Annotated in this window: 9 protein-coding genes; 3 read left to right on the plus strand and 6 right to left on the minus strand. The window is 51.1% G+C overall.

The genetic code is table 11. The features are described from left to right. Positions 1-86: 86 nt before the first annotated feature. The 3 genes from DWU89_RS01285 to DWU89_RS01295 all read left to right on the plus strand — a co-directional run bounded on the left by DWU89_RS01285 (position 87) and on the right by DWU89_RS01295 (position 4,275). On the plus strand, positions 87-1,751 hold the full coding sequence (locus DWU89_RS01285; protein WP_115497886.1) for an AMP-binding protein: 1,665 nt from the start codon (positions 87-89) through the stop codon (positions 1,749-1,751). Positions 1,752-1,907: 156 nt separating this feature from the next. Next, positions 1,908-2,138 carry a hypothetical protein gene (locus DWU89_RS01290; protein WP_115497887.1) on the plus strand — a complete coding sequence of 77 codons (231 nt, stop codon included), beginning with the start codon at positions 1,908-1,910 and terminating at the stop codon, positions 2,136-2,138. A gap of 88 nt (positions 2,139-2,226) precedes the next feature. Then, the gene (locus DWU89_RS01295) at positions 2,227-4,275 is read left to right on the plus strand and encodes an outer membrane beta-barrel family protein (protein WP_115497888.1); all 2,049 of its coding nucleotides are present in this window, start codon (positions 2,227-2,229) and stop codon (positions 4,273-4,275) included. Positions 4,276-4,285: 10 nt separating this feature from the next. On the opposite strand, the gene DWU89_RS01300 is transcribed toward DWU89_RS01295, so the two are convergent. From DWU89_RS01300 to DWU89_RS01325, 6 genes are all read right to left on the minus strand, one after another. Then, positions 4,286-5,275, minus strand: coding sequence for an FAD:protein FMN transferase (locus tag DWU89_RS01300; protein WP_115497889.1), 990 nt, complete (start codon positions 5,273-5,275; stop codon positions 4,286-4,288). Positions 5,276-5,439: 164 nt separating this feature from the next. Next, on the minus strand, positions 5,440-6,393 hold the full coding sequence (locus tag DWU89_RS01305; protein ID WP_115497890.1) for a Rossmann-fold NAD(P)-binding domain-containing protein: 954 nt from the start codon (positions 6,391-6,393) through the stop codon (positions 5,440-5,442). A gap of 87 nt (positions 6,394-6,480) precedes the next feature. After that, a complete protein-coding gene (locus DWU89_RS01310; protein WP_115497891.1) occupies positions 6,481-8,052 on the minus strand; it encodes an ATP-binding protein in 1,572 nt (523 codons plus the stop codon). Between the two features lie 82 nt (positions 8,053-8,134). Next, complete coding sequence (locus DWU89_RS01315) at positions 8,135-9,703, minus strand: ATP-binding protein (RefSeq protein ID WP_115497892.1); 1,569 nt, start codon at positions 9,701-9,703, stop codon at positions 8,135-8,137. Between the two features lie 73 nt (positions 9,704-9,776). Continuing rightward, complete coding sequence (locus tag DWU89_RS01320; RefSeq protein WP_115497893.1) at positions 9,777-11,342, minus strand: ATP-binding protein; 1,566 nt, start codon at positions 11,340-11,342, stop codon at positions 9,777-9,779. Positions 11,343-11,373: 31 nt separating this feature from the next. Continuing rightward, positions 11,374-12,621, minus strand: a complete 1,248-nt coding sequence (locus DWU89_RS01325) for a glutamate-5-semialdehyde dehydrogenase (RefSeq protein WP_115497894.1) — start codon at positions 12,619-12,621, stop codon at positions 11,374-11,376. Positions 12,622-12,623 lie beyond the last annotated feature (2 nt).

The following is a 12,623-nucleotide window of genomic DNA, read 5'->3' on the forward strand; positions in this document are numbered from 1 at the left end:
AAGGTGAAAGGGTTAAACTATACGTATCTGTTGCTTATTTGTTAGTTAGTCTGTACTTTTGTCCCAATTATAACATTGTGCGCGGTATGATACAAGAGAACTTTATCAAGATATACGAGAACAGTTTCAAGAACAACTGGGAACTGCCCGCCTTGACGGATTACAGTAAGGGAACGACCTTTTCTTTTGCGGACGTAGCGGAGGAGATTGCCCGCATCCACATCCTGTTTGAAGAATGCCAGATACGGCGGGGCGATAAGATTGCTCTGATCGGGAAAGACAGTGCGCGCTGGTGCATTGTCTATATGGCCGCTGTTACCTACGGTGCGATTATCGTGCCGATCCTGCAGGACTTCAGCCCGAACGACGTGCATCATATCATCAACCACTCCGAGTCGGTTTTCCTTTTTGTCAGCGACCGCATCTGGGATTCGTTGGAAGAAGACATGATCGGGGATGTGCGTGGCGTGTTCTCGCTGTCCGATTTCCGTTGCCTGCATCAGCGTGACGGCGAAAGCATTCAGAAACTACTGAAAGGGATGGAGGCGAAGATGGCGGAGAAATATCCGAACGGGTTCGGGAAGGACGATATCAAATACGCAGAACTCGATAATGACAAGGTTGTCTTGCTGAACTATACTTCCGGCACGACCGGTTTTAGCAAAGGCGTTATGCTGACAGGAAACAACCTGGCGGGAAACGTGATGTACGGCATCCAGCTCGGCGTCTTGTACAGAGGGGAACGCGAGGTCTGCTTCCTTCCGCTGGCGCATGCCTACAGCTGTGCTTTCAACTTCCTCGTGCCGATGGCTGTCGGGGCGCATGTCTATATGTTGGGCAAGGTGCCTTCTCCCAAAATCCTGGTGAAAGCGTTCGAGGAGGTGAAGCCGAACCTGATCCTGACTGTCCCGCTTATCCTGGAAAAGATTTATAAGAAGATGATCCTGCCGCAGCTCGGCAAGACGACGATGAAGTTGGCGTTGAATATCCCGCTGCTGGATTCCCGTATCTATGCACAGATACGGAAGAAGCTGGTGGACGCTTTCGGCGGACGCTTCCGCGAAGTGATCGTTGGCGGCGCGGCGATGAACGACGAGGTGACGGAGTTTCTGTATAAGATCAAATTCCCGTTCACGATCGGTTACGGCATGACGGAGTGCGGACCGCTGATCAGTTACGACCATAACGATGAATATGTGCCCGGTTCCTGCGGACAGGTGCTGAAAGGAATCATGGAAGTGCGCATCGACTCGGACGACCCATATAATAAGGTAGGGGAAATCCAGGTTCGCGGCGAGAACGTGATGAAAGGTTACTATAAGAACGAAGAAGCGACCTCACAAGCCTTTACCGAAGACGGCTGGCTGCACACGGGCGACTTAGGAACGATCGACCATGACAACCGCATCTATATCCGTGGCCGCAGCAAGACGATGATTCTCGGGGCAAGCGGACAAAACATTTATCCGGAGATAATCGAATCGAAGTTGAATAACCTGCCGTTTGTGATGGAAAGTATTGTAATCGAGAAGAACGGCAAGCTGATAGGGCTGGTTTATCCGGATTATGATACGGTGGACGGGACAGGCGTTTCGCACGAGGACCTTCCGCTTATCATGGAACAGAACCGGATCGAACTTAACAAACTTTTAGCACCTTTCGAAGCCGTTTCCGCCTTGCAACTCTATCCGACGGAATTTGAAAAGACGCCGAAGAAGAGTATCAAGCGTTACCTGTATAGCAACTATTGATTTGTTTATCCGATCTGTCTATCAGCTTGTTGGCGAATGTGTGAAAAATAATTTGAAAAAAAACGTACTATGTTGTACAACATATTTGATTAATACATACATTTGCATCGTTTTAAGACAAGAAGATATTATAGACCGTTTAAATTAAAAAACAAAATGAAAAAGTTAGTTGCATTTGCTGCTGTTATCGCAGCTGTATCATTCACATCTTGTGGCAACAAATCAGCAGAAAATACTGAAGTTGCAGAAACTGAAACAGAAGCTACAGTAGAAGAAGTTGTTGCACCTGCTGCTGAAGAAGCAACAGAAGAAGTAACAGTTGCTGAAGGCGATTCAACAGTTGTTGAAGCTCCGGCTGCTGAAACTGAAGCTGCTCCTGCTGAATAATCCATTCGGTAATCAGTTGATGAGGACAGTCTGTATGCGCATAACATACAGACTTTTTTTGTTTTATGAACCTTTGAAATAGACGAGTATGAAACGAACGTTATTGATTCTTCCGGTTCTTGCATGGCTGAGTCTGCCTGCATTCTCCCAAGAGCCTGTCGATAAGACAGTCTCTTTGCAGAGTATTGAAATCCAAGGAAAACGCTTCGGCGGGTTGACCGGCGGCGATGTGAAACGCCTGCAGGTGGATTATAACCTGAGCGGTGTGACCGGTACGACAGCGGATGTGTTCCGCCAGTTGCCGTCGGTTGTGACGGATATCGAGGGTGGAATTACATTCCGTGGTTCCAGCCATCCCGGCCTGTTGATCAACGGCGTTCCGTACGGGCTGATGGAGGAATACAGCGGGGATATGCTGATCCAGCTTCCGGCGCTCTTCTTCAACCGGGTGTCGATGACGGCGACTCCTTCTATCGAGCTTGTGCCCGATGGAGATGCGGGAGTTCTGAACCTGTCGTCGACAGCCTATACCGATAAGGATTCTCCACTTATCGTGACATTAGGCGCAGGATTCCAGGAACGATATAATGCCGGGGCGATCCTGAACCTGCATCCCGGCAAGTTCCATATCGTCGGGAAATATAACTATCGCCGCGAGTACCGGAAACGTTCGTTTAGCAAATCGACGACGAACAAGGCGGGGACAACAGTGATGAACAATAACGCATCGGCCCGTCCGGATGTGCATCTGGCTGACCTGAGTGTCGGATATGACCTGACGGCCAACGATCTAATCACCGTATATGGTCTGTATAGCCTGATGGATTACAGCCGTTACGGGAAGATCCATAATAATAAATTGGTAGACGGCAACCTGCAACCGGTCATGTTCCGCCACCGCTATAACGACCAGCGTCAGGAAGCTTATGCGGCCGAGGCGCGTTGGAGCCACACGTTCCGCAATCCGGAGAACCGCCTGGATGTGACATTCAACTATAACAACTTCACCTACGACGAAGACAACGCATATAAGAATGAGAAACCGGAGACGGGAGCTATCATTGCCGAAGATAATTATTTCGTCAATCAGGATAAGAACAATTACTATCTGTCTGCGATCTATCGTACGGCTTTCGCCAACGACCTGAATCTGCATGTCGGATATATCGGTCGTTTCAAAGACGAGACTTATCTGGCGGAAGGGAATAAACTGGCGAATGGGAATTGGGAACCCGATATGCAGAAGCTGAATGATTTCGGTTTCAAGCGCCGGACCAATCTGCTTCTGGCTTCTTTGGATAAAAGCTGGGATGCTTTCTATGCGGAAGTGGGCGTACAGGCCGAGATGAACTGGCAGAATACAGACGATGCCACACGTACTCATTTTTATCCGCGTGTGAAGTTAGCGTATGAGACCGATAAGACCGGCGAGTTCGCGTTGAGCTATACACAGCGCGCCATCCGTCCGTATGGCGTAGACCTGAACCCGTTTGTCGACAGGAGCGACGCCACTTATATAAAGAAGGGAAACCCAGATTTGAAGGATGAGTTCATCCATTCTTTCGAGTTGTCTTATTTGTATTCAAATAACCATTTCCGCCTGTCGCCGAGCCTTTACTACCGCAACAAAAGGAACCGGATCATGGATATCGCAACCTCGTCCGACAACGAAACGATTTGGCAAAAGGAGAATATCGGCCATAGCCAGACCTTGGGGTTTGAACTGTCCGGAACCTGGCAACCGATCCGTATTTTGTCGATCGGCCTGTCCGGCGATATCTTCCGCGACGAGATCGACGGCCGCACGATCGGTTATGATGAAAAGAAATCGCTGGTTTGCGGTGATATCAAAGGCAATATCAACATCGCTATCACCCCGACTACGGAATTGCAGCTCGACGGCTTTTACATCTCCGACCAGCTCACTCCGCAGGGAAAGATTAAACACCGTTCCAGCGTGAACGCCGGCATCTCCCAGTATTTCATGTACCGCAAACTGCGTGCCAACCTGAGCATCAACAATATCTTCAACGGCCTCAAAGAGACAACGATTGTCGACACCCCGGATTTGCAGATCACACAGGTCCGCAATCGCGATGCACAGGTGACCTGGTTGACGCTGACGTATAATCTGTAACGAATACGGCTTATTTTAGCAGATACCGGTCGAAGCCTGCCGAGCAGTCGGTCTGGTAGTTGCCGTCTTCATCCATATAGATGAACATATATTCGATATCCGGTAGCTGCTCCTTTATCCGGCGGGCTTCATCACGTCCCATCGCCATGAAAGCGGTAGCATAGGCATCGGCATACATGCAGTCGGGGGCAACGACGGTGACGCTTCCGACAGGTTGGGCAGCGGGATAGCCGGTAAGCGGATTGATCGTGTGGGCATATTTCTTGCCGTCCTTGATGTAGAAGTTCCGGTAATCGCCGGAGGTGGCAAGGCCGAGGCGCCCGCAAAGTTGCACGATTACTTCTGTTTCCTGGTTGACTCCCATCGGATCGTCAACCGGTTTGGCGATGCCGAGATGCCAGCATTGGCCTTTCGCATTAACGCCTTTGGTGACAAACTCGCCTCCGATGTCGATCATGTAGTTCCGGATGCCTTTGCTTTCCAGCAGGCGGGCGATCACTTCACAGCTACAACCGTCGCCCATCGACGAACAGTTTAGTAATAGGCGCGGATCGTCCTTTATTATATGTCTTCCTTCCAAACGGACTTTTTGGTAGCCGACAAAAGAGCGGATGCTGTCTATCATCTGCGGCGTAACACTGTCCATCTTGCTGAATCCGAAACCCCAGAGGTTAATGAGCGGGGCACAGGTAATGTCGTACATCCCGTCTGTCCTGGATGATACTTCTCTCGCCTTGCGGAAGACTTCGGCGAAAAGGGTGTCTACTTCCACTTCCTTATTCCGGTTGACCTGTGAGATGATGGAGAGCGAGTCGAAAGGGTTGAGGGAATGGTAATATCGTTTCAGTTCGGCGTGTATCTCGCCATCGAGCGATTCTGTATATTGGTAGAGGATGCGATAAGGTGTATGTAACTGCCCGTTTGTTTCGATGTATTGCGGTTGCGTTGTGCAACTGCCTAAAAGCAGGAGAGAGAGGAAGATGAGTAAGTTTGTTTTCATAGGATTATTATAATAAATGTTGGCAAGGAATGTGTTAAACTCCCTTGTCCCCGCGCTTTGACGCGGGGCCGCAAGAGAATAAGCCTAATCAATAAATTATTATACGGCCAGTTCTAATGCGATCCCGCGTCAAGCGCGGGAACAAGGAACTCTTCATTCCTCTATTACAACTCCATCAATATCTTCTTCAACACCGTCTGTGCCGAAATCTCGCGGTTGGCAGCTTCGGGAATGACGATGCTTTGCGGGCTTTCGATTACGTCGTCCGTTACGATCATATTGCGGCGGACGGGGAGGCAATGCATGAAGTAGGCGTTGTTGGTCAGTGCCATCTTTTCGGTGTCGACTGTCCAGCTGCGGTCCATGTTGAGGACTTTGCCGTAGTTGGGATCGGCATAGGCTGCCCAGTTCTTGGCATAGATAAAGTCAGCCCCTTCGAATGCTTTCTTCTGGTCATATTCCACGCGGGCGTTGCCGACGAAGCGCGGGTCCAGTTCGTAGCCTTCCGGATGCGTAATCACAAATTCGTAATCCGTTGCATTCATCCATTCGGCGAAGCTGTTAGGAACGGCTTGCGGAAGCGATTTAGGATGTGGTGCCCAAGTCATTACGACCTTCGGACGGGCTGTCTTCTTATACTCTTCAATGGTAATCAGGTCGGCGAAGCTCTGCAACGGGTGGCGGGTAGCTGCTTCCATGCTGAACACCGGCCGGCCGGAGTATTGGATGAACTGGTTCAGAATCTTTTCGTTGTAGTCGTCTTCCTTACTCTCGAAGCGGGCAAAGGAACGTACGCCTATCACGTCGCAATAGCAACCCATGACCGGAACGGCCTCTAAGAGATGTTCGGGTTTGTCGCCGTCCATGATGACGCCCCGCTCTGTTTCCAGTTTCCAGGCACCCTGGTTCACGTCGAGCACCATCGTGTTCATGCCTAAGTTCATGGCCGCCTTCTGGGTGGAGAGGCGGGTACGGAGGCTGGAGTTGAAGAATATCATTAATAACGTCTTGTTCTTGCCCAGCTCGGTGAACTGGTAGCGGTCTTTCTTAATCTCGAACGCTTCGGCGAGCGCCTGCTTGAGGTCGCCCAAATCCTGTACACAAGTGAAGTTTCTCATATTATACTATTTAATGTAGTGAGGCACAAATGTAGGCATTTCCGGGGAGAATGCAAAGCCCTGGATATTGGTCGGGATATGTCTGAGTCAGCCCTTAATCACCCATTCTCCAAGATTCCGCTCTTCCCGGCTGAAGGATACTCCTACTTTCACTAACTTCCTGGCGTCGGCGGTGTAAGGAATAAGATATCCTTTGTCGTCGATCTGGCGGATGGCTTCATCGGTGGAGCCGTTCAGTTTGAACTCGAATACGTAGATGTAATCGTCCGTCCAGACCACTGCATCGGCACGTCCTTTGGCACTGCGCACTTCCGCTTCGACGAACTGCCCCATTAGTTTGAAGACTAAATAGAAGATGACCTGATAGTGCCGCTCCGTCTTGTCGTTCAGCTCATACGGAATGTCGGCGAAGAAGGCGCGCAGGCGGGTGAGGAAAGCCTCTGTCTCTCCTTTTTCAAGCTCCCTGACAAACTTGCCGATATAGAAGCTTGTATCTTGTGCAGCAACCGGCGTATAGAAAGGAGCCGCGAAGTTGAGGAAGCCATATTTCACCTCTTCGTTCGGGAAGCCGAGGGTGTACTGGTTAAACCGCTCATCATACTCTTTTATTGTCAGATAGCCGCTCTGGTAGATCATCGGGATGGGGTTGTGTATGTTGGCCCGGTCATCGGAGAGGCTGGCGGCAGATACTTCGACACCTTCCATCTCACGGAGGTCATAGTCCGTCTTCTTAAGCATTTCGACCAGGAAAGTCGGTGTGCCGCTGGCAAACCAGTAGTTCCCGAAGCGGCTTTTGCTCAGGGCGCTCAGTACACTGAAAGGGTTGTACATCGGGTGAAACTCTTCATCAGGAGTGAAACGGTAGCCATCGTATTGTCGGGTCAGCTCGGCAAACATCTTGTCGAAAGACAGTTTATTCTTGGTCGCCATAGCTTCCAGCTCCGGGCGGAAGGTCGCCTCGATTTCCGTACGGGTCATACCGCAAAGTGCATCATACTCGATATCGAAGCTGATGTCGTTCAGCTGGTTCAGATTGCTGAAGATACCCATCTGCGCAAACTTCGTCACACCGGTGATGAAGACGAATTGCAGGTAAAGGTCGGCACTTTTTAGTACGGTATAGAAGGCGGTCAGCGTCTCGCGGAAGTCTTTCTGCAATACTTCGTCGTGCATGGAACGGAGCATCGGTTTGTCATACTCATCCACCAGGACGACGACGCGGCGGCCGGTCTTTTCGTATGCTTTCCGTATTACGGTCATGAAGCGGCCGGAGTGGGTAATACCTTCGCCCCCGGTTTCGTAAAGTTCCTCCCATCCTTTGAGCTGTCGTTCGAGGATACTTTCCAGCGCCTTGCGACTGTCGTATTTTTCGGCATTGAGGTCAAGGTGGAGCACTGGATATTCCTTCCAGTCCTTTTCCAATTGTTCGATAGCCAATCCTTTGAATAACTCTTTCTTCCCTTGGAAGTAGGCTTCGAGAGTCGAAAGCAGCAAGCTCTTGCCGAAGCGGCGGGGACGGCTCAGGAAGTAGGGGAGACGACTGTTCGCCAGCTTATAAACGAGAGCGGTTTTATCGACATAGAGGAAACCTTCCGAGCGAAGTTTCTCGAAGCTTTGTATTCCGATAGGGAGCAGACGGCTGTTGCTTGTTGTATCCATACGACTGATGCAATTTATTTATATGATACGAAGATACGATTTCTTTAGAAGCTGGACAATCTTTGTCCGGATTAATAGGAGGTTAGCCCTTAATCACCCATTCTCCAAGATTCCGCTCTTCCCGGCTGAAGGAGACTCCTACTTTTACCAACTTCCTGCCGTCAGCGGTGTAAGGGATAAGATATCCTTTGTCGTCGATCTGACGGATGGCTTCATCGACGGTGCCATCTAACTTGAACTCGAATACGTAGATGTAGTCGGCTGTTTTGACGACGGCGTCGGCGCGTCCTTTGGCACTGCGCACTTCCGCTTCCGCAAACTGCCCGAGCAATTTGAATACAAGATAGAATACCACCTGATAATGACGTTCCGTCTTGTTGTTGAGCTCGTAAGGAATATCGGCAAAGAAAGCGCGCAGGCGGGTGAGGAAGGCTTCTGGATCACCTTTCCGCAACTCTTGTACAAACTTGCCTATGTAGAAGTTACCCTCCTCGCTGTCGATCGGCGTATAGAAAGGCAGTACGAAGTTGAGAAAGCCGTAGCGTACCTCTTCATTCGGGAAACCGAGGGTATATGTCTTAAACTCTTTATCATAACTCTTAATAGTGAGATACCCGCTCTGATAAATCATCGGGACGGGCTCTTTGCTGTTTGCCCGGTAGCTGATCAGTGCTGCCGAGGGCACTTCGATGCCATCGAGCTCACGCAGGTCATAGTCAGTCTCCTTCAACATATTCACCAGGAAGGTGGGGGTGCCGCTGGAGAACCAGTAGTCTCCAAAACGTTGCTTGGAGAAGGCGCTTAACACACTGAACGGATTGAATATTCCCGGCTTGTTTACGTCCTCCGTGAAATGGTAGCCGTCGTATAGGTCCGTTAGCTTTTGCTTGACTTCTTCGTAGGATAGTCCGGTTTGTGCTGCCAGCTCTTTTAGCTCAGTGGCAAAGGTCGCTTCTATCTCGATACTGGTCATGCCGCATAAGTCAGCATAAGCATAGTCCATACTGATGTCGTTCAGTTGGTTGAGCTCGCTGAACACACTCATCTGCGCAAACTTCGTTACACCTGTGATGAAGACGAGACGCAGGTAACGGTCGGCACTTTTCAGTACCGTATAAAACGCAGTCAGTGTGTTACGGAATTGGCGTTGTAACTCCTCGCTGTGAAAAGAACGGAGCAAAGGCTTGTCGTATTCGTCGATGAGGACAACTACCGGATGCCCTGTTTTCAGGTAAGCCTGTTCAATGATATAAGCAAAACGTTCCTCTGGCGCCCTGTCTTTCTTTTCATCGCCATATAGGGCTTCCCACTTCTCTAAATGCTGGTTGAGCATGGCAATAAGGTCCTCTTGGGTCTCGTAGTTGCGGGCATTGAGGTCGAGGTGCATCACGGGGTGTACTTCCCAATCCGTTTCTAACTTGTCGATAGCCAATCCCTCAAACAGTTCGCGTTTCCCTTCGAAATAAGCTTCCAGGGTAGAAAGCAGCAAACTCTTCCCGAAACGGCGGGGGCGGCTCAGGAAACAGGGATTGCCGGCCGTAGCCAACTGGTAGACCAGATCCGTCTTGTCTACATATATATATTGTCCGCGGCGGAGCTTCTCGAAGCTCTGTATGCCGATGGGGTATTTCCTGATTGCTGATGTTGCCATAGTCGTTCTTGTTTACTGTAAACAAAGGTAATTAATTTTTTCGTTTGCCCATCCCCGGTCGGTCGGGAGCAAGTTAGCCCTTAATCACCCATTCTCCAAGATTCCGCTCTTCCCGGCTGAAGGAGACTCCTACTTTCACCAACTTCCTGCCGTCAGCGGTGTAAGGAATAAGATATCCTTTGTCGTCGATCTGACGGATAGCTTCATCGACGGTGCCATCTAACTTGAACTCGAATACGTAGATGTAGTCGGCTGTTTTGACGACTGCGTCGGCGCGTCCTTTGGCACTGCGCACTTCCGCTTCCGCAAACTGCCCGAGCAATTTGAATACAAGATAGAATACCACCTGATAATGACGTTCCGTCTTGTTGTTGAGCTCGTAAGGAATATCGGCAAAGAAAGCGCGCAGGCGGGTGAGGAAGGCTTCGGGGTCGCCTTTCTCCAACTCTTGTATAAACTTGCCTATGTAGAAGTTACCCTCCTCGCTGTCGATCGGCGTATAGAAAGGCAGCACAAAGTTGAGAAAGCCGTAGCGTACCTCTTCATTCGGGAAGCCGAGAGTATATGTCTTGAAACGTTCGTCATAACTTTTTATCGTCAGGTATCCGCTCTGATAAATCATCGGGACGGGCTCCTTGCTGCTTGCCCGGTAGTTGATCAATGCAGCGGAGGGCACTTCGATGCCGTCGAGTTCACGCAAGTCGTAGTCTGTGTCCTTCAGCATGTTTACCAGAAACGTAGGGGTGCCGCTGACGAACCAGTAATCTTTGAATACCTTATACGACATCACACTCAGCAGGCTGAACGGGTTGTATATCCCTTCGGTAGCATATTCGCTGAACCGGTAGCCGTCATAAAGGCGGGTCAGCTTATTCATGACCTCTTCCGTTGTCAGGTTATTGAGCCTGCCTAACTCCTCTATGTCGGGAGCGAAACTGTCTTCGATTTCACTGCGCGTCATACCGCAAAGGGTGGCATATTGAGGCAGCTGGCTGATGTCGGTCAGTTGGTTGAGCTCGCTGAACACACTCATCTGTGCGAACTTCGTTACACCGGTGATGAAGACGAACCGTAGCCACGGGTCGGCGCTTTTCAGCACGGTATAGAAAGCAGTCAGACGATTGCGGAACTGTTGCTGTAACTCCTCGTTGTGAAAAGAGCGGAGCAAGGGCTTGTCGTATTCGTCGATAAGGACTACCACGCCGCGACCGGTCTGCACGGAGGCTTCGCGGATCACATCCATGAAACGGATGGAGATACTCCGGTTGGGCTGGGTGATCCCGTATGTTTGTTCCCATCGGGAAAGCTGGCTTTCAAGCATATTGTCCAGCTCCTCTACACTGTCGTAACGTTCGGCGTTGAGATCGAGATGGAATACCGGGTGAACCGCCCATTCCGTCTCAAGCTGTTCGACAGCCAGTCCGGTGAACAACTCTTTCTTCCCTAAGAAGTAGGCTTCGAACGTAGAAAGCAGCAAACTCTTCCCGAAACGGCGGGGACGGCTCAGGAAACAGGGATTGCCGGCCGTAGCCAACTGATAGACCAGATTCGTCTTGTCTACATATATATATTGTCCGCGGCGGAGCTTCTCGAAGCTCTGTATGCCGATGGGGTATTTCCTGATTGCTGATGTTGCCATAGTCGTTCCTCTTTTGTGCAAACAAAGATAATTAATCTTTTCTCGTCTGTCCCTCCCCTTCGATAATATATTTATAAGTCGTCAGTTCCGGCAGCGCCATCGGCCCGCGGGCATGTAGCTTCTGCGTGCTAATGCCTATCTCGGCACCGAAGCCGAACTGTGCGCCGTCGGTGAAGGCTGTCGATACGTTGGCGTAGACGCAGGCGGCGTCGACCATTTGCTGGAAGCGGCGGACGGCTTCGGCAGACTCGCTGACGATGCTTTCGCTGTGTTTCGAACTGTAGCGGGCGATGTGTGCCAATGCTTCATCGAGAGAGGCGACGGTGCGGACCGACATCTTGTAGTCTAAGAACTCGGTGCCGAAGCTCTCTGCCGTAGCCGGTTGGAGCAAGGCGGCAGGATAATGTCCGTCAAGGGCGGCGAAGGCCGGTTCGTCGGCATAGATCGTGACATTGCTGTCTGCTAACTTGCCACATATATAAGGAAGGTCCGCCAGCCGGTCGCTGTGTACGATCAGGCAGTCCAGTGCGTTGCAGACACTGACGCGGCGCGTCTTGGCGTTGTTCACGATCTCGCGGCCTTTCTCCTTGTCGCCCTCCTTGTCGAAATAGGTATGGCAGATTCCGGCGCCGGTCTCGATTACCGGGACGCGGGCATGGTCGCGGACAAAGTTGATCAGCGAACTGCTTCCGCGCGGGATGATGAGGTCCACCAGGCCGACCGCGTTCAACAGCTCCGTCGTCGCCTCGCGGTCGGGCGGGAGAAGGGTGCAGATGGCCGCGTCGATACCCTGCGAAGCCAACACATCGTGGATGATCGCAACCAAAGCGCGGTTCGAGCAATCCGCATCCGAGCCCCCTTTCAGTACGCAGGCATTCCCGCTCTTGAAGCAGAGGGAAAATACGTCGAAGGTGACGTTCGGGCGGGCTTCGTATATCACGCCGATCACACCGAAGGGAACGGTCACTTTCCGTATCACCATACCGTTCGGCCGCACCGTTTCGCTCAACAGCCTGCCGAGTGGCGACGGGAGGGAAGCCACGTTCTTCATATCTCCGGCGATGCCCGCCAGACGCTTTTCCGTCAACTTCAGACGGTCGTATTTCGGATTCGCCGGGTCCATGCGCCGGAGGTCTTCCGCGTTGGCGGCGAGCACTTCGGCCTGGCGTGACATCAACGCGTCCGCCGTATCGAGAAGGACACGATTGATAGTCGCGTCGTCCAGCATGACAAGCCGGCGCGAGGCGGCAAGCGTTTGTTGCAATAGTTCGTTTATCATGA

This window comes from Parabacteroides acidifaciens (assembly GCF_003363715.1).
Taxonomy (GTDB): Bacteria; Bacteroidota; Bacteroidia; order Bacteroidales; family Tannerellaceae; genus Parabacteroides; species Parabacteroides acidifaciens.

Bases quoted from the DNA above. Each gene is read 5' to 3' on its own strand.
- DWU89_RS01285 (WP_115497886.1), top strand. From the start codon at position 87: ATGATACAAGAGAACTTTATCAAGATATACGAGAACAGTTTCAAGAAC.
- DWU89_RS01290 (WP_115497887.1), top strand. From the start codon at position 1,908: ATGAAAAAGTTAGTTGCATTTGCTGCTGTTATCGCAGCTGTATCATTC.
- DWU89_RS01295 (WP_115497888.1), top strand. From the start codon at position 2,227: ATGAAACGAACGTTATTGATTCTTCCGGTTCTTGCATGGCTGAGTCTG.
- DWU89_RS01300 (WP_115497889.1), bottom strand. From the start codon at position 5,275: ATGAAAACAAACTTACTCATCTTCCTCTCTCTCCTGCTTTTAGGCAGT.
- DWU89_RS01305 (WP_115497890.1), bottom strand. From the start codon at position 6,393: ATGAGAAACTTCACTTGTGTACAGGATTTGGGCGACCTCAAGCAGGCG.
- DWU89_RS01310 (WP_115497891.1), bottom strand. From the start codon at position 8,052: ATGGATACAACAAGCAACAGCCGTCTGCTCCCTATCGGAATACAAAGC.
- DWU89_RS01315 (WP_115497892.1), bottom strand. From the start codon at position 9,703: ATGGCAACATCAGCAATCAGGAAATACCCCATCGGCATACAGAGCTTC.
- DWU89_RS01320 (WP_115497893.1), bottom strand. From the start codon at position 11,342: ATGGCAACATCAGCAATCAGGAAATACCCCATCGGCATACAGAGCTTC.
- DWU89_RS01325 (WP_115497894.1), bottom strand. From the start codon at position 12,621: ATGATAAACGAACTATTGCAACAAACGCTTGCCGCCTCGCGCCGGCTT.